We start from the raw sequence: 22,534 nt of genomic DNA, 5'->3' as shown, positions 1-22,534 counted from the left end.
CTAGTCTATCACCGCAGGGCGCGCGGTTCATCGCCCGCGGCAGCGCGCACCAGGGTCCTGAACAGTTCCCGCTGGGACGCGTGCAGAGGCAGGTACTCGGGATGCCACTGGACGCCGTACAGAAACGGCTCGCCGGGGTGTTCCACCGCCTGGACAAAGCCATCCAGATCGCGCCCGCTGATCACCAGCCCCTCGCCAAGGTCCTTGATGGCCTGTTGATGGAGACTGTTTATCCGCAGGCGGCTCTCCCCCAGCATGCCTTCCAGTCCGGAACCCGGTTCCACCAATAATGTCTTGCGTGCCAGAGGCGTACGACGATTCGAGGTCTTCCGACGCAAGCTGCGCAAGTCGGGATAGAGGGTACCACCGCGCACCACGTTCATCAGCTGAGCACCACGGCAGATACCCAGCACCGGCAGGCGGCTGCCCATCAGGTGCTCAAGCACCCGAATCTCGAAACGATCCCGCTCGGGATCGGCCGGCCCCGGCGCATCGTGTTCGGCCAGGTAAAGCCCGCGGTCGATGTCATCGCCGCCACTGATCACGATGCCGTCAAGTGTTTCCAGCTGTATGGAATTGGAGTGCGTCAGGTAAACTGCCCTGGCCCCCGAACGCCACAGCGCCCAGCGCGTGAACCACCAGGCGAGGGGCAGTCCACGGTCGCTGCCGGTGACACCGATCAGCGGCCCTGTCACGCCAGTTCAGGCAGCAGAAACCCGGCGCTGACTGTCGCCCAGTCGCCAAACAGGCCGCCGGCCAGACCCGACAAATGCTTGCGATAGTGTTCCGCGACAAGCTGCAACCGCGAGCTGTCACAGGCGAGCGCCTCGACCTGCAGCCAGTCGCGCCAGGGCTGCACCAGGGACCAGTTGGGATCGTCGATCTCGCAATTCGGCAACCGGTAATGCAGGGTGGGCCGCGGTTTGATCCGGGGGTCATCCACCACACTGCGCACCCGCTCTTCGGCCAGGTGTGCAAACAGCGGCAACATGTCCAGCGCCCGGTTGCGGGTGGGGTTGTGCCGCAGGTAATCGTCGATCAGCTGCGACTGGTCAGGCGCATAGTCCTCCCGCAGCAGCAATTTGACATAGGATTTCTCGAAGGGATCGATGTACGGAGTAATTCTGCGACTGAGGTTCACCTTGCTGCGCTCCCGCAACCAGTCGAACAGGCAGACGAAAGCGCGCAGGTAGGCCAGGATCGTGGCGGCTTCCAGATCCGGCATTTCCGGATTCAGGTGCAGGCCGTAAGCATAGTGGGGGGCGCTGCTGGTGCCCTGGGCCCCGGCCTGGCGCAATTCCTGGAACAAGTCTCCCAGATGCCAGAGCTGCGCCAATGGAATTGGCGGACTGACGATCTCAAAGGGCACCAGCTGTTCCGCCGCCAGCTTCAGCACACTCTCGCCGATCTGGCCGATCTCGTCGGGCGTGTCGCCACCGGCACGCTCGCGGCCACGGCGCTTGAGCCAGGCGAAATCGAGCTCCACGCCGAAATCTCCCAGCCGGCTTTCCCGCAGGAACAACTCATAGGGCGACACGGTCTCCACCTCGCCGCCGAGATGCCGCTGCATCAGTTCGACAATACGGTCCAGCGGAATACCGGAGAACTCCAGCTCCACCCCCAGGCGCCGGGGACGCCCGTCCCCGGTGTGGGTCTGCGGCGGCATCGGCCACTGACTGGCACGATAGTTGTCACTCAGCGTTGTTTTCACGGTGTCTCTCGAATCTTCCCATCCAGATGGCTGCGTGTGCGGTACTGCTGCCATTGCAGGACGAAAACAGTCAATGCCGGCAACAGGGTCAGGGTGACCACCGTCGCGCCAAGGATACCAGACATGACAATGACACCCACCCCCCGGTACAGCTCGGTTCCTGCGCCGGGGATCAGGACCAGGGGCGCCAGGCCGCAGAGGGTGGTGATCGTGGACATCGCGATGGGGCGCAGACGTGCCTCAACCGCTTCCTGCACCGCCTCCACTGCCGCCATGCCCTGCAACGACAGGTTCTCCACCGCGCGATGCACGATCAGTATCGGGTTGTTGACCACCGTGCCCATCAGGATCAGGAAGCCGAGCATGGTAATCATGTCGAATGGCTGCACAATCCGCGCCATGCCCAGCAGCGGCAGCCAGGCACCCACTGCGTTCAGTAACCACAGGCCGGCGATGCCTCCGGCGATTCCCAGCGGTATGGACGTCATGATCAGCAGCGGATAGCCCCAGTGGCTGAAAATTGCCACCATCAGCAGATAAACGATGACCAGCGCCACCAGATAGTTACCGACCAGGGCATCGCGGGTGGCATCCAGCTGATCCGCCGCGCCGGAGATGGTCATGCTCACTCCGGCCGGCACTTCCCCCCTGCGCTGCAGCTCGCGCATCACCTGCTCCCGGACCACCGCAACTCCGGTCTCGAGAGGCACGCTGCGCGGCGGGATGATATTCAGGGTGACTGTGCGCCGGCCATCCACCCGCCGGACCTGGGCAGTGTCGACGGTCTCCACAATCCGCGCCAGCGAACTCAAGGGCACCACGGCACCCGCCGGGGTGTAAATGGGTAGCTGTCCCATGGAGTCCAGCGACGCACCCTGGCCGACATCGCTGTAAAGATAGATGTCAATCTTGTCATCTGCGAGGAATAATTCATCCACATAGCTGCCATCCGTCAGTGCAGCTACCGTAAAACCGATGGCGTCGGCATCCAGCCCCAGCTCCGCGGCACGCTCCCAGTCCGGGCGAACTTCCACCAGTGGTTGAGCCAGGGTCAGCGATGAAGGTCGGCTCTGGATCCGCGGATTGTCGAAGACCTGCTCCGCCTGCCGGTAGGCCGCCAGTGCCACCGCATAGATATCCTCCAGCCTGGCACCAGAGATATCCAGATTTACGCTGCGGGTACCCCCGTCATTGCTGGTGATGATGGATCCGCGCGCGGCAAAGGCACGCATCCCCGGGTACTCCTGGTAGCGCTCCGTCAGCACATCCATCAGAGCATCTATATCCGCCGGATTCACCGGTTCCGAGATAATTCGCATCTGGTCCGGCGCCACCCGCATATTGATGTAGGAGAGAGCAGGCACTGCGGAGTCACCGCTGCGGAATGCCTCGGGATCGGCTCCGACGAAAGGCAACAGCTGGTCGCCGACGTCCCGGGCGATTTCCGCCATCGCCGCGAGGTTGTAGCCAGGCGGCGCGCTCATGACCGCAAACACCTTGGGCTCCTCACCCTCGGGCAGGTATTCCGCCGGCGGCGTCAGCGCGAGCATGCACCACAGGCTGGCCCCCGCCACCACCGCTATACAGCCGACGCGCCGGCGCGCGCTCGCCAGCAGCCAGGTCACCGAATCGAGGGTCAACGCCCGCCAGCGCCCTCCTTCCCCGCCCGCCTCGGCCGCACCGCTGCGACCCAGGGAGAGTCGCGCGGCTGCGGTTGGCAGTACGGTCACCGCCACCAGCATAGAGGCCAGAATGGCCGCCGCAATGGCCACCGCAACATCGGAGTAGAGCTGCCCTGCTTCCTCCTCGATAAGCGCCACCGGGATGAAGACGAGGACAGTGGTCATTGTGGAGGCGAACACCGCCGGCCAGACTTGCCGCACGCCGTCCACCGCGGCCCGCAGCCTCGAGGCGCCTCTGCGGCGCTCAAGCTCAATGCTCTCCAGCACCACGATGCTGTTGTCGAGCGTCATACCGATGGCAAAGGCGATACCGGCCAGGGAAATCACGTTGATCGTGCGTCCCGCCAGCAGCAGGCCGAGAAAGGCGACCGTAATGCAGAGCGGGATGCCCATCACCGCCACAGCGGTGGCCCGCCCGGAGCGCAGGAAAAGGTACATGACCAGGGTGGCAAACAACGCCCCGAGAATCAGGTTCTGCCAGACGTTGCGTACGGATTCCTGCACATAGCGAACATCGTCAGATGTCAGGCGCATCTGCAGTCCAGCGGGTCCCAGCAGCTCCGCGTTGATGGCGTCCAGTTCCCGCAGCATCTCCCGCTTGATATCGATAACGTTGGACCCGGTCTCACGGCGGATGGACAGGGAAATATTCGGCTCGCCATTGAAAAAAGACAGGTCGCGTTTCTCGAAACTGCCCGCCTGGACGACGGCCACATCCTGCAGCCTGATAACAGCATCGCCTCGCCGTACCAGGATCAACTGCTCCAGCTCGGCCAGATCCTCGAAACGGCCAACGGTGCGCAGCAGGTATTCGCGTTTGCCGGACTCGATATCACCACCGGAGCGATCGCGATTGCGCCCGCGCACCGCCTCCCGCACATCGGTGAGGCTTAGCCCCCGTTGCGCCAGCCGCCCCGGATCAACCAGGATCTGGATCTGGCGCTCGGCGCCGCCGCCAACACTGACTTCGGAAACCCCGGTAACGCGCGCCACCCTGGGTTTGACAAAATCCTCGACAAAATCCAGGACCCGGTCCATCTCAACCTGGCGCGGATTACCCGCCAGGGGGGAAATGTTGAAAAACATGAAGGAGTTGGCGGAGAAGGAATTGGCAAAAATCCTCGGCTCATCCACGTTTTCGGGATAGGCCGGTACCTGGCTCAGGGCGTTGTTGACCCGGATGAGCATCTCGGTGATATCGGTGCCAAAAGGAAATTCGAGCTCTATCTCGGCACTGCCGCTGCGCGCTGTTGCAACGATGCGGGAAAGACTGGGGAGGTTGCGCAGGTACTCCTCCTGCTCGACCAGAATCTCCTTCTCCACATCCTGCGGCGTGGCGCCGGGCCAGGTCGTGCGTACGCTGATCACGCGCACGTCCAGATCGGGGATCATCTGCACCGGTATGCGCAGGGCGGCAATTCCGCCCACCACCAGCAACATCAGCACGATCACCGTGACCAGGGTGCCCCGCTGAACGACCTGCTCAAACACTATAGCTGCCTCCTGCCGCCATCACGGGGCCGCCTCCGTCACGGATAGAGCCTGCCCGGGCCGCAGGGCCTCGTTTCCACGCACCACAACCCGCCTGCCGGGAGCCAGTCCAGCACTGATCTCAATGCGTCCACCAAAGGCAAGGCCGGTCTCGACCACGTTTTCCAGAGCCACCGCATTGCCCCCGGCGGCCTCGTCAACCGACCAGACCACCACCCTGCCATCGGGGTGGCGCAGGATCGCGTCGCGGGGCACTGTGACCCCGGACCGGCCGGTCGCCAGCTGTAACAGTGCGGTCACCGACATGCCCGGCAGCAGGAACCGGGCGGCTTCTCCGTCCGGCTGCACCCGCAACAGGAACGTACGCGCGCCGGGTTCCGCCACCGGCACTACGCTCTCGATCCTGCCGCGATGTCGCGCAGTGGGCTGCGCCCCGGTGACGAAGTCTACCTCGACACCAGGATGCAGACTTTCCAGGTGATCCTCAGGCACGGCAAAGTCCAGCCGCACCCCGTCCAGCCCCACCAGCTCGAAAACTGGCTGGCCTGGCGCCAGCCACTCGCCCAGATCGGTGAGCCGGGTACTGATGACGCCGGCGAAGGGCGCTCGCAGGCTGTGCCGCTCCAGCAGGGCCTCCTGCAGTGCAGCCTCGGCCTGCGCCTGCTGCGCGAACATCCCGGCTTCCTCCTGCGCGGCCGCAAGATCACGCACGGCAGTCTCCGCGATACTGCGCTGGGGCAACAGGACGCGGGCTTCCTGCAAGCGACGCAGGGCATCATCACGACGGATACGGGCCTGTGCAGCGCTGGCCTGCGCAGCGTCACGGCGCAACCGTGCCAGCTCTGGATCCAGCTCCAACAGCAGGTCTCCGGCCTGTACCTGGTCCCCGGTATCGACATTGACGGCGCTTACCAGCCCTTCCGTGGCCACCGACAGCCTGGCATTGCGCTCCGCGGTCACGGTTCCATGCAGGTTCAGTTCCCGCAGGATCGGCCCCTGCTGCGCCGTGGTGACGACCACGGGCACAGGGCTGTCTGCTCGGGCGGGAGCCAGCACCAGCAGCAATGCCAACACCACATACCATCCGGGTTGCCCGGGGAACACCAACGGGGTCTGTCGCAAGAAAGCATCCTCCATTCTGTTTGCCTGCGTCTTGAGGCCAATGATCGCTGTCCACGCAGCGATCCACCTGTAAACGGTTGGTACGGGCGCGGCGAGCCCGCGTATCAGCGCAGCGCCGCATTTTGACTGCTATAGTACGATGAGCAACCGGGGCAGCAGCGTCCCACCTGGCCACTGGCAACGAGATCTTCGCATGAGCACACGCTATCGCAAGCAGCAAACCCTGACCGTCAACGGCAACGACTATACCATTTTCCCCTTTGACTCCCTGGATACCGCGGGAAACACTGCAACCCTGCCCTATTCGCTGAAACTGTTGCTGGAAAACCTGCTGCGCCACGGCGCCGAGGATTTTGTCAGCGACGGCGATATCGAGGCACTGGCCAACTGGGATCCCACGGCGGAGCCCAGCCAGGAAATCGCCTTCGTGCCGGCGCGGGTGCTGTTGCAGGATTTCACCGGAGTTCCCGCCATTGTCGACCTGGCAGTTATGCGCGATGCGATGGTCGAACTGGGTGGGGAGCCCGGCAAGATCAATCCGTTGTCACCCGTGGAGCTGGTCATCGACCACTCGGTGATGGTTGACCATTTCGGCGGCGAAGACTCCCTCACCCGCAACACGGAGATCGAGATTGAGCGCAATCTTGAGCGCTACCAGTTCCTGCGCTGGGGCCAGGAGGCGTTCGACAACTTCAAGGTAGTGCCGCCAGGCACCGGGATAGTGCACCAGGTCAATCTCGAGTTCCTCGCCCGCGGTGTCTTCACCCGCGAGCAGGACGGCAAACACCTTGCGTATCCGGATACCCTGGTGGGCACGGACTCCCATACCACCATGATCAACGGCCTTGGCGGACTGGGCTGGGGCGTGGGCGGCATTGAGGCCGAGGCGGCGATGCTGGGACAGCCAGTGACCATGCTGATACCGGAAGTGGTGGGGTTCCGGCTGAGCGGCCAACTTCCCGAGGGTGCCACCGCCACCGACCTGGTGCTCACGGTAACTGAACAATTGCGCAAGCACGGGGTGGTCGGCAAGTTTGTCGAGTTCTTCGGTCCCGGACTTGCTCATCTCAGTCTGGCCGACCGCGCCACCATCGCCAATATGGCGCCGGAGTATGGCGCTACCTGCGGCATTTTCCCGGTCGATGCGGAAACCATCAACTATCTGCGACTGACCGGCCGCAGTGAGGAACAGCTGTCCCTGGTTGAGACCTACATGAAGACCATGGGCCTGTGGCACGATCCGGACAGCGTGGAGGCCCGCTACAGCGCCACACTGGAGCTGGACCTGGCCCGGGTCGTGCCCTGCCTGGCTGGCCCCAAGCGGCCCCAGGACCGGGTGCCACTGACGGCCAGCAAGGACAGTTTCACCCGGGTACTGGCTGAATTTCAGGAATTGATACTGGTTTCCAGTGAAGAGGGTGACTGGGAGGAAGAGGGCGGCACGGTGACCGAGGCCGAGGCGACCGCCCACACCGGCGTCACCATACGGCGCGGCAGTGAGGAGTTTCAGCTGCAACATGGCGCGGTCGTCATCGCCGCCATCACCAGCTGCACCAACACCTCCAACCCCGCGGTCCTTATCGCCGCCGGCCTGCTGGCGCGCAAGGCGCGGGAGCGCGGCCTCAAGACCCGCCCCTGGGTAAAGACCAGTCTCGCTCCCGGCTCCAAGGTGGTCACCGAGTACCTGGAGAAAACCGGCCTGATGGACGATCTGGAAGCACTGGGCTTCTACCTTGTGGGGTACGGGTGTACCACCTGTATCGGCAACTCCGGACCGCTGCCGGACGACATCACCGCCGCTATCCACAAGGGCAATCTGCTGGTAACGTCCGTGTTGTCCGGCAATCGTAATTTCGAGGGCCGGATCCACCAGGATGTTCGCGCCAACTATCTGGCCTCACCGCCGCTGGTGGTGGCCTACGCCCTGGCGGGCAATATGGGCATGGACCTGTACCGGGAACCGCTGGGCGAGGACGCGAGCGGCAAGCCGGTGACCCTGGCCGAGCTGTGGCCCAGCAATGCGGAAATCAGCGCGATCCTGGGCGACGCGGTCGATGCCGACATGTTCCGCAGCAAGTATGCCGATGTCTACAGCGGCAACCGCACCTGGAACGAACTGCCGGTGGCGGACAGTGAGCGCTACCCGTGGCCGGAATCCACCTATGTACGCAAACCGACCTTCTTCGAGGGAATGACGCCCAGGGCAACCGCGGTCACCGCGATTGAAGCCGCGCGCTGCCTCGTCAAGGTCGGAGACAGCGTAACCACTGATCATATTTCACCGGCCGGCGCGATCGCAGCAGACAGCCCTGCCGGCGAGTACTTGCAGGACCACGGTGTGGACAGCGAGGACTTCAATTCCTATGGCTCCCGCCGCGGCAACCATGAAGTCATGATGCGCGGTACTTTCGCCAATATACGCTTGCGCAATGAACTGGCGCCGGGGACCGAGGGTAGCTGGACCACCTGCTTCATCGACGGATCAACAACCTCAATTTTTGCCGCCGCCGAGCGCTACCGTGAGCACGGCGTGCCACTGGTAGTCCTGGCAGGCAAGGAATACGGCACCGGATCCTCGCGGGACTGGGCGGCCAAGGGGCCTTCACTGCTGGGTGTGCGCGCCGTTATCGCGGAGAGTTTCGAGCGTATTCATCGCTCGAATCTGGTGGGCATGGGCATCCTGCCACTGCAGTATCGCGAGGGCGATACTGCCGAGTCGCTGGGCCTGACCGGGGAGGAATCCTTCGCCATTCCGGCCATCAATCCCGGCCAGGAAACGGTTACCGTGACGGTGTCACCGGTGGAGGGCAAGGCGCGCAGCTTCGAGGCGCGGATCCGCATCGACACGCCGAACGAGTTCAGCTATTACCGCCATGGCGGCATTCTGCACTATGTGCTGCGCCGACTGGCCGGCACCGCTGACGGCGAAGGCTGAGATGCACGGGCCGGCTACTTGCGCTGGTCCTGCACCTTGCGCCGGGAATGCTCCATCAATGCCCACAGTATATTGCGGGAGCTCACCTGCCCCACCAGCCGCCCGTTCTCGACCACCGGACGACGGCGCTGGCGGGTATCCAGCATCGATTGCGCCGCCTCGACAATGCTGTCGCTGGCGCTGCAGAAGTTAACGCTGCGGGTCATTACTTCGCTGACCAGGGCGTGTTCCGGGTCACCGTCATTGTAGATGGAGGCGAGAATGCCACGCAGGCAGTCAAGCTCCGACAGCACGCCCTGCACAGCACCGTCGTCATCCGTTACGGTAAGGCCCGTGAGCCTGTGCTCGACGATGAGCTCTACCGCCTGCACCAGGTTCGCGTCCGGGCGAATGGTCAGGGGCTGGCGGTGCATGCAGTCGTTGACGGTGCTCGGCTGGGGCATGGTCCGGTCTCCGGTTCTCGTGGTTTTGGCGCCAGTATAGCCCAATGCCGGGCCGGCGGAAGCGAATCATGAAGCGCAAAGCCGGCATATTCACGCCGCCCCGCCGTTGTCCTGTCCGCACGACCCTGTATACTATGTCCCCGATTACAGCCCCACCCCCCAAGGTATTCTCCCCATGACCGCCGAGTCCTCCGACGCGACCAGTTTCGCGGATCTGAACCTGCCCGATTTCCTCCTCCGTGCGCTCACCGCAGTCGGCTATGAGACCCCCTCGGCAATACAGGCACGCACCATTCCGCCGCTGCTGGCGGGCTCCGACCTGGTGGGTCAGGCCCAGACCGGCACCGGCAAGACCGCAGCGTTCGCGCTGCCACTGCTGGCGCGATTGAAACTGTCCAGCAAGCTGCCCCAGGTCATGGTGCTTACCCCGACCCGCGAGCTCGCGATCCAGGTTTCCGAGGCTTTCCAGAAGTATGCCAGTCACCTGCCGGGCTTCCACGTTCTGCCGATTTACGGCGGCTCCGATTATCGCGGCCAGCTGCGCCAGCTGCAGCGTGGGGTCCATGTCATCGTCGGCACCCCCGGCCGGGTCATGGACCACATGCGCAGGGGCTCCCTGGACCTGTCGCAATTGCAGACCCTGGTGCTGGATGAAGCCGACGAAATGTTGCGCATGGGCTTCATCGACGATGTCGAGTGGATCCTGGAACAAACCCCCAAGCAGCGCCAGGTCGCCCTGTTCTCCGCCACCATGCCCCAGGCCATCCGGAGGATTGCCCAGCAGCACCTGAAAAACCCCCAGGAAGTGACCATCCAGGTCAAATCCATGGCCAATGAGTCCATCCAGCAGCGGGTGTGGATGATCTCCGGGATGCAGAAACTTGACGCCCTGACCCGGATCCTGGAGATGGAGGATTTCGACGCCATCATCATGTTCGTGCGCACCCGTATCGCGACCACGGATCTGGCCGAGAAGCTCTCGGCCCGCGGCTACTCGGCGGCACCGCTGAACGGCGACATTCCCCAGCAGCAGCGCGAAAAAACGGTCGAGCGCCTGAAGAACGGCCAGCTGGATATTCTGGTGGCGACCGACGTCGCCGCCCGGGGCCTGGATGTGGAGCGTATCAGCCACGTCATCAACTACGACATTCCCACCGATGTCGAGGCCTATGTCCACCGTATCGGTCGCACGGGTCGCGCCGGCCGTACCGGCCAGGCCATCCTGTTTGCCGCCAACCGCGAGCGGCGCCTGCTGAAAGCCATCGAACGGGCCACCGGTAATACCATCGTACCGATGCAACTGCCGAGCGCGCAGGACGTCAGCAACCGCCGCAGCGACCGCTTCAAGCAGCTGATCACCGCCACCCTGGACACCCGGGACCTGGACGCTGCGCGACAACTGGTGAGCGACTATCAGCAGGAGTTCGGTGTCCCCATGGTCGATGTCGCCGCCGCGCTGGCTCTGCTGGCACAGGGCGACGGCAAGGGATCGGGCACCGCTATTGCAACCGCGCCCGAGGCAGGCCCCAGGGGCGCGTCTCGCGAACGCGAGGAGCGGAAGCCACGTCCTGATGAGCCACGCCGTGAGCGCGAGCGCCCCGCCCGCGCGCCGTCGACGCAGCGAGATAGCGCCCCCGGCAAGGGCATGGAGCGCTTCCGGATAGAAGTGGGGCACGACCACGGGGTCAAACCGGGCAATATTGTCGGCGCCATTGCCAACGAAGCGGATATTGACAGCGAACATATCGGCCGCATCGTCATTCACGACGACCACAGTACGGTGGATCTTCCCGAGGGTATGCCGCCGGAGATATTCGACCACCTGCGAGGAGTCTGGGTGAGCGGGCAGCGCCTTAACATCGCCCGGCTCGACAGCGCGACGACCGATGCCAGGAGCACACCACGGCCCGGCAAACCCAAGGGCAGCAAGCCACCGGGAGCAAAGAAGCCCGGCAAGCCCAGGCCAAAGTTCAAGCCCGGGGCCTAGGCCCGCAACAATGTCAGGAAAGGGCCTGTGCCACCATGCGCGCGAGGCCCGCCAGGCTCACCACCAGCAGACCCGCACCCAGCACCCGAAAGAACAGGCCGGTGTCCGCCCGCAGGGTGTAATCGTGAAAGCGCAGGCCAAGCACATGGCCCACTGCCGCACAGGGCAGCAACCAGATGTGGTGGCGCCACTGCAGGTCGATTCCGGTCCACGCAAATGCACTGAGCTTGATTGCGACCAGCACAAACCAGAGCACAAACAGGGTGTCACGCAGCTCGTGGCGGGCGACGCGACTGGCCGCCACCGGCACGACCAGCGGCGCGGCTATCAGTGAGGTTCCGCTGACATAGCCACCCAGAATCATGAAGAACGCATCCAGTCTGCGGCTGTTGCTCTTGAACGGTCGCTGGAGGATGTAGCTGATGGCGTACACCGCGACCACCACGAAGATGAAGCTGCTGACTACCGTCGCCGGCAAGGTGATGACCCCGGCCACTCCTATCAGCTTGGGAATCAGCATCAGCGGCAACGCATAGCGCAGGAACGCCCAGTTGACGGACGTCTGTACCGGGCCGTCCGCAACGGCACCGCGCCCCCGGCTCCGGACATGAGCCTGCGCTATGGTCAGCGCCGAAAACAGCAACAGGTGTACCGAGATGATGGGCAGGTATACCAGCGGTGCATTGTGGACCATCAACAGGAATGGCAGGGTCAGTACCGCGCCGCCGAAGCCGAGGCCGGAGCGGACAAAGCCCCCCCAGACAAACAGCAGGGCAATGACCAGATACTGCCACAGCGCGAGATCCGCCATCAGCCGGCGCTGCCGCCGCGCAGTGCTGCGAGCGCGCGTTCCAGCCGGGCAAAGCCCTTGTACTCATAGAGCGCCGGCGGACAGGCGTCGATAGCTGCCAACAGCTGCGGGATCGCACCCGGCACTGCTTCCAGCGCCGTCAGCGGATGCAGGTAAACCCGGATCGTAAACACGATGGCCCCGGTCTGCGGCAGCCGCCGCAGTGACTGCCGCTCACTGCGGTAATAGAGCGCTTCCGCAGCGCCGGGAATCTCGTCCCCGGCCCGCGCACAAAGCGCATTACCCGCCTGCAAACTCCAGTTGTGGCGCACCACCGGATGCGCCACCCGGAGATGGGAAAAAAACCGCTCGACCTTGGGCCCAAGGGCCGCATCGAAACCGGGAATCAGCTCGTGGATGGCACTCATGCTGCGCCCGAACTTCTCTTCCAGCAGCCAGTGGCTGGGGCTGCACAGGCTGGCGGCGGTGAGGATATACTCGTCGCCACGCTGCTCCATGAGCGTCAGGTCATCGGCTACCCACAGGGAGCTGTTCCACAGCGGCTCGCTACTGCTCTCCAGGGGCACTTCGACGGCGCCACCTGCGCACTGCAGCAGCGGGCCCTGCCGCGTGTACAGGGCCGGATAATCGTGCTGCAAATGTGCCGCCAGCAGCTGCGCGGTTTCCATCTGCGCGGGCACTGATTCAGGTAAAGCCCGCCACACCCGGTCACCCAGTCGCTGCCGCTGCTGCAACTTGTGGCGATGGAACAGCAGCGCGTCTTCATCGGGCTCCGTCCAGGCCTCGGTCGGCATTGGCGAAAGACCCATGCGCAACAATTCCGGGGATTGCATATGGGGCAGGTAGCGCAGGGGGGATTGCAGGTCGGTCACGGGGGCTCGCGAAATATGACAAGCGCTATATTTTGCGCTGATTCATCCCCGCGGGCAAACACCGCGTGCCAATCAGCTCTGGTGCCAAACGCCACAAAGCCGACACAAAGCCTTGTTCCACCCGGCACCATTGGGTAGTCTCCTGTTTCCGTCACGACTGCCCTCAGGAAGCCAGGCATGCAACGGCCCTGCCCCATCCTTTCCAGGCTAGCTGCCCTGCCCCTGAGCTTCACCGCAGTGTGGTGCCTGGCAGATGAAGCGCCACCTGCACCGCCGCCTACCAGTTACTCGGCGGAAATCGGCCTCGGGGGTGAGTACGACACCAACGTCACCATTGACGAACTCGACACCAGCATTCGCCAGGGGGACTATGCGCTGACCCTGGATGCCAAAGTCGGCCTGCGCAAATACTTTACCCAGGACACAGACCTGCGGCTTAACTACGATTTCAGCCAGGACCTGTTTCAGGAGTTTTCACGGCTCAACCGCCAGTCCCATATTCTCGGCGCCAACCTGGGCGTGAAGCTGCAGGAGGTGGACACCGGCCTGTCGCTGTTCTATGTGAATTCGCTGCTGGACGGCAAGGGTTTTCTCGAGCTGTACCGCGTCTCGCCCTCGCTATCGGGTTTCATCAACCGCAAGCTGTTCAGTCGGCTTGCCTATGTCTTCGCCGACAAACGCATCGTTGATCGCGCCGAGCGGGATGCGCAAACTCACAATGGTGAACTGGATCTCTACTACTTTGCCCGAGGCCTGCGCAGCTACTTCAATATCGGTTACCGGTACAAGGCAGAAGACGCCAATCTGGAGCGCCTGGATTACCAGGCTCACGCCGCCAAGCTGCGTTATATACGGCGCATCGATCTGGACGGTAAATTCCTGAAACTGGAACTCGCCTACCGCTACGAGGAGCGGGACTACAGTGGAATCACGCCCGGCATCGGCGGCGAGAGTGAGGCGAGTGAACGGGCGGATGAGCGCCATCGCTGGCAGGTCGACCTCGAGTACCCGCTGACGCCAGACAGCGCCCTGCAGCTGTATGCAGCGTACAGCGATTACAAATCCAACTACCCGATCAGCAATTACGAGCAGGGAATCATCGGCACCCGCTTCGTGTACCGCTGGTAATCAGCCCGCGAAACGCAACACGCCATACCCGTAGGTATCATCCCTGCCGGGGGACCCTTCGTCCTGCACGCTGCGAATCAGCGCCGCGCGAATATCCTCCAGAGGCGACAGCAAGCGCAGGCGCGCGGCCGCCGTGGCGACGAAAGGTACAGCGAAAGATGTGCCTGAAGAGGTCGCGTAGCCGCCTCCCGAGCGCGCGTGCAGCAGACCGACACCAGGCGCTGCGAGATCGACATAGGCACCGCGATTGGCCAGGCGGAAAATGCGCCCGCTGGCGTCAACTGCGGTGACGGCAATCACCGAGGTGTACGCCGCCGGATACATTGGCTTGGCCATGGGGCCGCCATTACCCGCTGCGGCCAGAATCACCACGCCCCGCAGGGCTGCGCGGTCCAGCGCTTTCTCCAGCAGGCGATTGGGTGGCCCGGCAAGGGATACATTGATCACGTTCACACCCGAGGACATCAGCCAGTCGAGTGCCCGCACCAGGCTGACAGTACTGGCGATTTCCCCGCGACTGGGATCCTGTTCAAACACGGCGGCAGCGTACAACTCCGCCTGGGGCGCGAGCCCCAGGTAACTCTGGTCGCGACCAATGAATATCGAAGCAATCGCAGTGCCGTGTGCCGAGGGCAGGCTGGCGCCTTCACTGGCAAACGCCTGCCGGTGGATATTGGCCCTGTTCAGCGCCGGGTGCTCTGTATCCACCAGGCTGTCAATCATGCCCAGACGCAGGGGCATATCTTCAATATCCGCGGGGAAACGCAGGACGGAGCGAGGGGTGCTGCCCTCGACTGTGTGGTGCACCGGAGCCCCTGCCGTGTAAACGTGATTGAGGTCCACCTCCGCACGCCCCCTGCCCACCACGTCAATCACGCCCTCGCGAACATCGTAGATCTCGAAACTGGACGGCGCTTCAACCTCCGCCAACAGCAGCCCCATTCCAGGCAGGTCGGTCACGCGGTCAAAAAGGTAGCCCTTGACCGCCAGTTCGTCGAACACCTCCGGCTCAGCCATGACCAGCCACTGCCGGGTATTGATGCGGGCTTCGTCGATTTCCAGGCGGCTCTCCAGCTCGTTGACCACACTATCGATTTCAGTTTCGAGCCGCTCTTCGACAGCATCGGCGAGGGAGAACTCCACCGATTGCTCCACGGAACCCGCCACGGCCTGTTCCACGGTCTCCTCAATCGACTGCTCAACCGTGGACGCCACGGATTGCTCGACCTTGCCCGCCACAGTCTCTTCAACGGACTCCTCGACCGATTCTTCCACGGCAACCGCCACCGACTCTGCAACGGACTCCTCCACCGTGTCCTCCACAGCAACCGCCACCGACTCTTCAACGGCCTCTTCGACGGACTGCTCTACAGACTCCTCGACCGTGTCCTCTACGACACCGGCGACTGTTTCCTCTATCGTCGACTCGACTGAATCATCAATACTGTCCTGGATCGTCTCTTCTATCGACTCTTCAATGGTTTCACCGACGGCCTGGTCCACCCGGCCCTCGACCTGCTCCTCGACCTCTTCCTCCACTTCCTCCTCGACGCGCTCCTCGAAGTCAGGGTCATCCAGGCAGCAGGGAATCTGGGCTTGAGCCGTGTGCAGGGATGGAGGGGCCGCCCACAGCAGGATCAAGGCAAGCGGCGCGGCAAGCAGGACGAACCGCCCGCGCAGCACTGGAAACCCCTGGACTGAGCATCTTCCGAAACCGTTACGCTGTGGCACGATCTTCACCCCTTGCGTCGCTGACGCCTTTACCCTTGAGACGAATCAGGGCGCGAATAATTCCGGCAAATGGAATAGAATCACGCAGTTATCCGTCATCTCCCATAACAGGACCATTATGCCATCGCTGAGCACCTCACAGCGAGAACTTCTGCTGGCAGAACTCGGCAGCTTGCGCCGCTTCTGCAGGTCACTGAGCGGGTCGACCGCGGACGCGGACGACCTGCTGCAAATAACGGTAGAGCGCATCCTTGAGAAAGGTATGCCTGCGGATGCGGATGCTGTCAAGTGGGCCTATCGGGTCTGCAAAAACGCCTGGATCGACGAACTTCGGTCCCGGGAGGTCAGGCAGCGTTACCCGCAGCAGATGGCATGGGACAGCGACGAGGCACCGTCGGCGGAAGAAAGTGCGGGGCAGGAACGAGCTCTGGAAGCCCTGACTGCGGCAGTCGCCAAACTACCGCAGGAACAGCGCCTCGCCCTGACACTGGTGGCGGTTGAAGGCAAAAGCTACGCCGAAGCCGCTGACATCCTGGAAGTGCCCGTCGGCACTATCATGAGCCGTATCGCCCGCGCGAGGGCGCAGCTGCTGAAGTATCGGGAGACCCCGGAGTGGGATTAGACGTGGAGGACACTATGACAGACCGAGATTTCAAGCTTTTATCCGCCTACATCGACGGTGAGCTGGACCCCGCAGATGCCTCGACTCTGGCGTCCCGGCTGGCCCGGGAACCAGCCCTGCGCGCACGACTGGCGGAGATTGAAGCTCTGCAGGCCCGGCTCCAGGATGCGGCCAGGGTCAGCGATGGCACCCCGCTGCCTGCCCGCATCCGGGATCTGCTGCAACCGCAGCCCAACGGCATCCGCGCCCTCCCGCATCGCCTCGCCCGGTTCCCCGGCAGCCTGCGTCAGGGGCTTGCGATCGCGGCATCATTGACAGCGGTCGCCGCCCTGCTGCTGGTCCCCCAGTGGCAATCGGGGCACGACCGTGAGGGGCGGGATACACTGCTGGCCGCCGCCCTGGAGACCCTCCCCTCCCGCGCCTCTGGCTGGGACACACTGGGCGATGGCCGCCAGCTGCGCACGGTTCTCAGTTTCCCGAACCACGAGGGAAGCTGGTGCCGCGAATATGTCCTCACCGATGCCGGTGCCGGCAGCTCGGTCCGCGGGGTCGCCTGCCGTGACGGCGGCAGCTGGACTACCCGCATTGTCACCCCGCAGAATCAGCTTCCAGGTCGCGACGAAGCAGCCTACCGGCCTGCCAGCGCTGGCGATAGCAGGGACATTGCCAGTTTTATCGACCAGAACGCTGCGGGAGATGTAGCGGGCCCGAAGAAAGAGGCAGAGCTGATTACCCGCAGCTGGCGATAGACCCCTTTATTCGAGGCCGCAGGGCCCCGGAGGGCGCTACTGCTCCAGGGCCAGCACCAGGTTGACCGTCACCGTGTAGGCATTTTCGCCACCGGCTATCGGTACCGCGCTGGCATCCGCTGACATCCTCATCTCGGCCCGCGCCATGGGCTGCGGTCGCGGCTGGTAGGACTGTTCGGAAATCTCCAGGATACGCCCGCTGCGCACCCCCGCCGCCGCGGTCAGGGTTGCGGCCCGCTGCAGGGCGTCCTTTACCGCCGCTGTCCGCGCCTGCTCCAGCGCCGCCGACGGATCATCGTTCAGGAACTGGATGTTGCCACCCTGATTCACCCCCAGGGACACGGATTCATCGAGAATTTTACCCACCTCCCCAAGCTTTCTAACCCGCACCATCAGGCTGTTGCTCACCGTGTAGCCGACGATCTCGGGGGGCTCCTGCTGACCCGCTGCCGTTGGCCGATGGTGGCGATAGCGGGGCTGAATCCCGAACTCGGCAGTCTGCAGGTCCCGCTCGCCAATACCCGCCTTGCGCATGGCTCGCAGGACTTCCTCCATCGCCGCGGAGTTGGCATCCAGTGCTTCCCTGGCTGTCGCACCCTCGCGCGTCACCATCAGCTGCAGCAGCGCCATATCGGGCGCAAGGGTCGCCCGGCCCTCACCGGTCACCCGGATCTGCGGCTGGGCGTCACTGGCCTGGGCGCTGGCGATGGTCCCGAGCAGAAGGGCACACAAGCCCAGGACTTTCGGTAGCGTGGTGTTCATTGCGGTTACTCCTCTGCAGATGTCCGGGCCAGTTGCCCGCTGAAAAGCCAGTTGTCAGGCGAAACGCAGACGGACCCTGGCACCGCCGAGTCCGCCGCTGTCGATACTCAGGCTGCCTGCATAACTTGCGGCGATGTCGGCGGCCACGGACAGGCCAATGCCCTGGCCCTCACCCCGACTGTCGGCCCGGAAGCCGCGCTGGAGGATGGCTGCGCGCAGGGCCGGAGCCACCCCCGGACCGTCGTCCTCGACCAGAATATCCAGGGGGTGATCGCCCCCGCCGGCGGCGCTGACGCGAATGTGGCGCACCGCGTACTTGCAGGCATTGTCCATAAGATTGCCCATGATTTCCATGAGATCCCGCTCGTCACCGCGGAAGCGGCACCCGGACTCCGCCAGCAACTGGATGTCCAGATCGCGGGCAGCGTAGACCTTGAGCAGGCTGCCGCGAAGGCGCTCAAGCACCGGCTCCACCGCAACCTGCTGCAACAAGCGGTTGCCGCCGCCCACCGCCCGTTGCAGCTGGTAGGACACGATATCTTCCATGCGATCCGTCTGCTCGGCCACCAGCTCGGGGTAACTGTCCGCGGCCGGGTCCGCGGTCCGGATCACAGCCAGCGGCGTCTTCAGGCTGTGGGCAAGGTCGCCCATGGTACGCCGGACCCGCTCACGCCGCTGCAACTCGCCCTGCAGCAGGGCGTTCAGGTTGCGGGTGAGAGTCTGGACCTCCCGGGGATAGGGTCGCTGCAGAAACAGGGCTTCCCCGGCCTCAATTCTGGCAATGTCTGCCGCCAGTTCACGCAAGGGGCGCAAACCCCAGGCGAGAATCACCACCTGGCAACCCAGCAACAGCAACGCGGAGCTTCCCAGCCACAACAACAGACTGCGGCGATACTTCGCCACCTCCACCTCGATCGGCGCAGTGGTCTCCAGTACCGTGAACCGAAGCGGGATATCGGTCCCGGAGCCGGTTTCCCACAACACCTGCAGGGACACCCGCAGCTGCCCGTTGTAGCGCGCACTGTTGCGTGCCCCCGGCGCCAGATCCGGAATGTCCGCCAGCACCCTGCCAGGGTCCACGGTCAGCGCCGACGCCGATGCCCACAACAGCTGGCCCTCGCCGTTGCTGACCAAGGCATAGAGCCCGGAGTTGGGCTGGCTGAGACGCGGCTCCAGCAGTTGCCCTGGCATACTGAGCTCGTCCTCGAACTCGGCCTGAGCCAGCAGCGCCAACAACTGCAGATGCAGGCGCTCCGCCTGTGCTGCCTCTATGCTGAGGCGATGGCTGCGTTCCAGGTACCAGCCGGTCGCGCCGAGAAACAGAGGCAGCAACAGGGCACTGGCCAGCAGCAGGCGCGCAGCGAGGGAGTGGGTCCCGGGGTTCACGCGGTACGCGGGCTCAATGCAAAGCGGTAGCCGGCGCCACGCACAGTTTCTATCGGCTGCAGGACACCATCCGGATCCAGTTTTCTGCGCAGGCGCCCGACGAAGACCTCGATGACGTTGCTGTCGCGATCATAATCCTGGTCATACAGGTGCTCGGTGAGCTCAGTCTTGGACACCACAGTTCCCGCGCGGTGGGCGAGATAGGCCAGTGTATTGTATTCATAGGCGGTGAGATCGAGCGGCAGCCCCGCGCGCTCTACCCGCCGGGCACTGAAATCTATGTTGATATCGCCATAGCAGACCTGCGCAGTGGCGCGACCGGCAACCCGCCGCAACAGGGCATTGACGCGGGCTTCCAGCTCTTCAAGGTAAAACGGCTTGGTCACGTAGTCGTCGGCCCCGGCCTCCAGGCCCTGCACCTTTTCCTGCCAGTCCGCCCGGGCGGTGAGAATCAGCACCGGGAAGTCGAGGGCCGCTGACCGCCAGGAGGAGACAAGACCAATGCCCGACTCATCAGGCAGGCCCAGATCAACTATGACTATGTCATAGGGAAACTGTGCGGCCAGATAACGGGCATCGGCACCCCGGCCCGCCTTCTCCACCACCCAGCTTGCAGCGCGGAAGTGTCGCGCCAGCTGCTCGCACAGACGGGCATCATCCTCCACTACCAGCATGCGCACAGCTCAGCCCTTGACCGTCACGGTAATCACCCGGCCTGAGTCCAGGAGCAGTTTCACCCGGTAGGCGTCACCCTTGCGCGACACACTCAACACCCTGCCCCCGTGCTGGGCCTGCGCCCTGGCCGCCGCCTCCCGGGGCGTCAGGCTACTCTTCTGCGCGGCGGCCTTGCCCTGCTGGGCCAGCGCATGCTGCGGCGCAACCAGTCCCGGGCCCGCCGCCAACAGCAGCGCCATCAGGGGGACAAGCAGTATCCTGTTCGGCATTGCGGTCCTCGAGGTATCAATCCAGTGGTTGCAGCTGGATCCGGACGCGAATGGTGTCGCCGGGATAACGGCCGCTGTGGGTATGATAGATAGTACCGCCATAGCGATAGCTTATGCGATAGCCGGTCACCTCCTCGACGTCGCGCAGCTCATAGTCAACCTCGCAGCGCTGTTCGGTAACGTAGTAGCTGCGCTCACTCCGGCGGTGGCCGACATCGTGGCCCACGGATGCACCGAGCAGGGCCCCGGCGCCAGCTATAACCGGCTGATGACGGCTGTTGTGGCCCAGCGCACCAGCGACGGCACCACCGACAACCGCGCCCAGAATGCCCGGCGTAGCCGAGTGGCTACGGCCGCGTTCCACCACACGAACCCGCTCATCCCAGCAGGATTCGTGCGGAATACGCTGAGTGACAGTGCGTACCAGAGGTTCAACCCCGACCACGGGGGCCTCAATTACACTGTACTGGCCTGCCGCCAAAGCCGCTGCCGGCGCCAGCAGCAGCAGGCCGAAAACGTGCTTCCTCATAAGTCTCCTCCCGACAATCATCTCGCCCTGGCCCAGAACTCGCTATTGCAGCTTAGGTAACCATTGCTGAATGAATGCTGAACGACCGCGGGCAAATTTCCGGCCGTTGTTCAGGTTCGATTCAGCTGCGACTCGGTAGTCTGACCACGGTGGCGGCAGACAAGGGAGAACCGCAATGTACAAACAACTGACAGCCTGTTTCATGGTAATCACGCTGGGTACCGCAAGCACTTCGGCCCTGGCAGACCGCAAGCACCACAAGGCCTACCGGCATTACCAGGGCCACCATTACGACACGCGCTACAACCACAAGCGCTGGCAGGCCCCCAGGCACCGGATTACCCATATCCATAAACACTATCGCAGTGACTATTCCGGCTACCTGGGCGCCGCCCTGCTGGGCTCGGCGATCAGCTATACCCTGTTCCATCAGCACAACGGCGCTGTTTGCCACGACAGCCACGGCTATCGCGACAGCCGCGATTATCGCGACCGGTACAGCAGCCGCTACGAGGTGGTGGGCTGCCACCGGATCGAACGATTTGCCGACGGCAGCGAGCGACGGGTAAGCGTGCCCCTGTCCCAGTGCTACTGACGGGGCGCGCTGCCTGTTTCCCGCCACCCGGGCCGGGCTCGCCGCAGGTCGGCCTGTTCCCGGGGCGTCGCTCACGCTACACTCGGTATTCGCCAAGGAGACCGAGCATGCGCAAATTTACCCAACTGCTTTTCGCCCTGAGCCTCGTCAGTACCGGCGCCACCGCTGACGAGCACGCCAAGCTGGAGTCCGCCTTCGAGGCCGTGGAACCCAGGGTCATTGAGTGGCGCCGCGACCTGCACGCCAACCCAGAACTGTCGAACAGGGAGTTCCGTACCGCGGAAAAGGTCGCGGCCCATCTGCGCAGTATCGGCCTGGACGAGGTGGAAACCGGCGTCGCCCATACCGGTGTGGTCGGCACGCTCCGGGGCGCCAAGCCGGGGCCAACAATCGCTCTGCGCGCTGACATGGACGGTTTGCCGGTCCTTGAACAGACCGGCCTGCCATTCGCCTCGACAGCGCGGGGTGAATACATGGGACAGGATGTCCCGGTGATGCATGCCTGTGGCCACGATGCCCATGTCGCCATGCTGATGGGTGCCGCTGAAGTGCTCGCCGAGCGCCGCGAGGAACTCGCCGGCACGGTGAAATTCATCTTCCAGCCCGCCGAGGAGGGCGCACCGCCCGGCGAGGAGGGGGGCGCGGAGCTGATGGTCCGCGAGGGTGTATTGGATGGGCCGGATGCCCCGGAGGCAATTCTCGGGCTGCATGTCTGGCCCGACGATGCCGGTTCCCTGGGTTATCGCAGCGGCAGCTTCATGGCCGCTGCGGACGGTATCGAGATCAAGGTCACCGGGCGCCAGACCCACGGCTCTTCCCCCTGGCTGGGGGTGGATCCCATCTACGTTGCCGGCCAGATTCTGTCTGCGCTGCAGGGTATTCCGGGGCGCCACGTCGATATCACCCGGGGCCCCGCGGTGGTCACTATCGGCAGCATCCAGGGCGGTATCCGCGGCAACATCATTCCCGATGAGGTAACCATGCTGGGCACGGTCAGAACGTTCGACATGAACGAACGCGAGCGCTTGCTGGAG

The 22,534-nt window shown here is 63.9% G+C and carries 20 protein-coding genes; 7 read left to right on the top strand and 13 right to left on the bottom strand.

What is annotated here, in order from left to right:
• Window positions 1-8: 8 nt before the first annotated feature.
• Genes RJQ10_RS08420 through RJQ10_RS08405 form a run of 4 tightly spaced genes read right to left on the bottom strand, consistent with a single transcriptional unit; the run spans window position 9 to window position 6,021 of the window.
• Window positions 9-695, bottom strand: a complete 687-nt coding sequence (locus tag RJQ10_RS08420) for a gamma-glutamyl-gamma-aminobutyrate hydrolase family protein (protein WP_350145546.1) — start codon at window positions 693-695, stop codon at window positions 9-11.
• A complete protein-coding gene (locus tag RJQ10_RS08415; protein WP_350145545.1) occupies window positions 692-1,711 on the bottom strand; it encodes an amidoligase family protein in 1,020 nt (339 codons plus the stop codon). The genes RJQ10_RS08420 and RJQ10_RS08415 overlap by 4 nt, the downstream gene beginning before the upstream one ends.
• Window positions 1,708-4,884 carry an efflux RND transporter permease subunit gene (locus RJQ10_RS08410; protein WP_350145543.1) on the bottom strand — a complete coding sequence of 1,059 codons (3,177 nt, stop codon included), beginning with the start codon at window positions 4,882-4,884 and terminating at the stop codon, window positions 1,708-1,710. The genes RJQ10_RS08415 and RJQ10_RS08410 overlap by 4 nt, the downstream gene beginning before the upstream one ends.
• 21 nt (window positions 4,885-4,905) lie before the next feature.
• The gene (locus RJQ10_RS08405) at window positions 4,906-6,021 is read right to left on the bottom strand and encodes an efflux RND transporter periplasmic adaptor subunit (protein ID WP_350145542.1); all 1,116 of its coding nucleotides are present in this window, start codon (window positions 6,019-6,021) and stop codon (window positions 4,906-4,908) included.
• Window positions 6,022-6,199: 178 nt separating this feature from the next.
• On the opposite strand from RJQ10_RS08405, the gene acnA reads away from it, so the two are divergent.
• Window positions 6,200-8,941: an aconitate hydratase AcnA gene (gene acnA, locus RJQ10_RS08400; RefSeq protein ID WP_350145540.1), complete on the top strand. Its 2,742-nt coding sequence runs from the start codon at window positions 6,200-6,202 to the stop codon at window positions 8,939-8,941.
• Window positions 8,942-8,955: 14 nt separating this feature from the next.
• Here acnA and RJQ10_RS08395 read toward each other — a convergent pair whose 3' ends face one another.
• The gene (locus tag RJQ10_RS08395) at window positions 8,956-9,384 is read right to left on the bottom strand and encodes a CBS domain-containing protein (protein ID WP_350145538.1); all 429 of its coding nucleotides are present in this window, start codon (window positions 9,382-9,384) and stop codon (window positions 8,956-8,958) included.
• A 175-nt stretch (window positions 9,385-9,559) separates the two neighbouring features.
• On the opposite strand from RJQ10_RS08395, the gene RJQ10_RS08390 reads away from it, so the two are divergent.
• A complete protein-coding gene (locus RJQ10_RS08390; protein WP_350145536.1) occupies window positions 9,560-11,371 on the top strand; it encodes a DEAD/DEAH box helicase in 1,812 nt (603 codons plus the stop codon).
• A gap of 13 nt (window positions 11,372-11,384) precedes the next feature.
• Here the strand turns inward: RJQ10_RS08390 and RJQ10_RS08385 are convergent, their stop codons facing one another.
• Window positions 11,385-12,182 (bottom strand): TSUP family transporter, encoded by a 798-nt coding sequence (locus tag RJQ10_RS08385; protein WP_350145534.1) that lies wholly within the window; start codon window positions 12,180-12,182, stop codon window positions 11,385-11,387.
• Entirely contained in the window at window positions 12,182-13,054 is an 873-nt protein-coding gene (locus RJQ10_RS08380) for a heme-dependent oxidative N-demethylase family protein (protein WP_350145532.1), read from the bottom strand. The genes RJQ10_RS08385 and RJQ10_RS08380 overlap by 1 nt, the downstream gene beginning before the upstream one ends.
• A gap of 177 nt (window positions 13,055-13,231) precedes the next feature.
• On the opposite strand from RJQ10_RS08380, the gene RJQ10_RS08375 reads away from it, so the two are divergent.
• Window positions 13,232-14,182 (top strand): surface lipoprotein assembly modifier, encoded by a 951-nt coding sequence (locus RJQ10_RS08375; RefSeq protein ID WP_350145530.1) that lies wholly within the window; start codon window positions 13,232-13,234, stop codon window positions 14,180-14,182.
• Here the strand turns inward: RJQ10_RS08375 and RJQ10_RS08370 are convergent, their stop codons facing one another.
• Entirely contained in the window at window positions 14,183-15,865 is a 1,683-nt protein-coding gene (locus RJQ10_RS08370; protein ID WP_350145528.1) for a S8 family serine peptidase, read from the bottom strand. It abuts the gene before it with no gap.
• Window positions 15,866-16,031: 166 nt separating this feature from the next.
• Between RJQ10_RS08370 and RJQ10_RS08365 the strand changes: the two genes are divergently transcribed.
• Window positions 16,032-16,535 (top strand): RNA polymerase sigma factor, encoded by a 504-nt coding sequence (locus tag RJQ10_RS08365; RefSeq protein ID WP_350145526.1) that lies wholly within the window; start codon window positions 16,032-16,034, stop codon window positions 16,533-16,535.
• 14 nt (window positions 16,536-16,549) lie between these two features.
• Complete coding sequence (locus RJQ10_RS08360; RefSeq protein WP_350145524.1) at window positions 16,550-17,284, top strand: anti-sigma factor family protein; 735 nt, start codon at window positions 16,550-16,552, stop codon at window positions 17,282-17,284.
• A gap of 36 nt (window positions 17,285-17,320) precedes the next feature.
• On the opposite strand, the gene RJQ10_RS08355 is transcribed toward RJQ10_RS08360, so the two are convergent.
• The 5 genes from RJQ10_RS08355 to RJQ10_RS08335 are packed head-to-tail and all read right to left on the bottom strand — an operon-like array spanning window position 17,321 to window position 20,905.
• Window positions 17,321-18,046 (bottom strand): SIMPL domain-containing protein, encoded by a 726-nt coding sequence (locus RJQ10_RS08355; protein ID WP_350145522.1) that lies wholly within the window; start codon window positions 18,044-18,046, stop codon window positions 17,321-17,323.
• A 54-nt stretch (window positions 18,047-18,100) separates the two neighbouring features.
• On the bottom strand, window positions 18,101-19,432 hold the full coding sequence (locus RJQ10_RS08350; protein WP_350145520.1) for an ATP-binding protein: 1,332 nt from the start codon (window positions 19,430-19,432) through the stop codon (window positions 18,101-18,103).
• A complete protein-coding gene (locus tag RJQ10_RS08345) occupies window positions 19,429-20,112 on the bottom strand; it encodes a response regulator transcription factor (RefSeq protein ID WP_350145518.1) in 684 nt (227 codons plus the stop codon). The genes RJQ10_RS08350 and RJQ10_RS08345 overlap by 4 nt, the downstream gene beginning before the upstream one ends.
• A 3-nt stretch (window positions 20,113-20,115) precedes the next feature.
• Window positions 20,116-20,376: a hypothetical protein gene (locus RJQ10_RS08340; protein WP_350145516.1), complete on the bottom strand. Its 261-nt coding sequence runs from the start codon at window positions 20,374-20,376 to the stop codon at window positions 20,116-20,118.
• A gap of 16 nt (window positions 20,377-20,392) precedes the next feature.
• A complete protein-coding gene (locus RJQ10_RS08335) occupies window positions 20,393-20,905 on the bottom strand; it encodes a glycine zipper 2TM domain-containing protein (protein WP_350145515.1) in 513 nt (170 codons plus the stop codon).
• A 175-nt stretch (window positions 20,906-21,080) separates the two neighbouring features.
• Between RJQ10_RS08335 and RJQ10_RS08330 the strand changes: the two genes are divergently transcribed.
• Both RJQ10_RS08330 and RJQ10_RS08325 read left to right on the top strand, forming a co-directional pair.
• Window positions 21,081-21,500, top strand: coding sequence for a hypothetical protein (locus RJQ10_RS08330; RefSeq protein ID WP_350145513.1), 420 nt, complete (start codon window positions 21,081-21,083; stop codon window positions 21,498-21,500).
• Between the two features lie 107 nt (window positions 21,501-21,607).
• Window positions 21,608-22,534, top strand: a 927-nt coding sequence (locus RJQ10_RS08325; protein WP_350145511.1) for an amidohydrolase, incomplete at its 3' end; no start/stop codon positions are given.

Origin of the sequence: Haliea sp., from assembly GCF_040222615.1 — a bacterium.
GTDB lineage: Bacteria > Pseudomonadota > Gammaproteobacteria > Pseudomonadales > Halieaceae > Haliea.
This window is presented reverse-complemented; position numbering and strand designations above follow the sequence as displayed.

Coding starts and splice junctions, on each gene's coding strand:
- RJQ10_RS08405 (WP_350145542.1), bottom strand. CDS start 6,021: ATGGAGGATGCTTTCTTGCGACAGACCCCGTTGGTGTTCCCCGGGCAA.
- acnA (WP_350145540.1), top strand. CDS start 6,200: ATGAGCACACGCTATCGCAAGCAGCAAACCCTGACCGTCAACGGCAAC.
- RJQ10_RS08395 (WP_350145538.1), bottom strand. CDS start 9,384: ATGCCCCAGCCGAGCACCGTCAACGACTGCATGCACCGCCAGCCCCTG.
- RJQ10_RS08390 (WP_350145536.1), top strand. CDS start 9,560: ATGACCGCCGAGTCCTCCGACGCGACCAGTTTCGCGGATCTGAACCTG.
- RJQ10_RS08385 (WP_350145534.1), bottom strand. CDS start 12,182: ATGGCGGATCTCGCGCTGTGGCAGTATCTGGTCATTGCCCTGCTGTTT.
- RJQ10_RS08375 (WP_350145530.1), top strand. CDS start 13,232: ATGCAACGGCCCTGCCCCATCCTTTCCAGGCTAGCTGCCCTGCCCCTG.
- RJQ10_RS08365 (WP_350145526.1), top strand. CDS start 16,032: ATGCCATCGCTGAGCACCTCACAGCGAGAACTTCTGCTGGCAGAACTC.
- RJQ10_RS08360 (WP_350145524.1), top strand. CDS start 16,550: ATGACAGACCGAGATTTCAAGCTTTTATCCGCCTACATCGACGGTGAG.
- RJQ10_RS08355 (WP_350145522.1), bottom strand. CDS start 18,046: ATGAACACCACGCTACCGAAAGTCCTGGGCTTGTGTGCCCTTCTGCTC.
- RJQ10_RS08340 (WP_350145516.1), bottom strand. CDS start 20,376: ATGCCGAACAGGATACTGCTTGTCCCCCTGATGGCGCTGCTGTTGGCG.
- RJQ10_RS08335 (WP_350145515.1), bottom strand. CDS start 20,905: ATGAGGAAGCACGTTTTCGGCCTGCTGCTGCTGGCGCCGGCAGCGGCT.
- RJQ10_RS08330 (WP_350145513.1), top strand. CDS start 21,081: ATGTACAAACAACTGACAGCCTGTTTCATGGTAATCACGCTGGGTACC.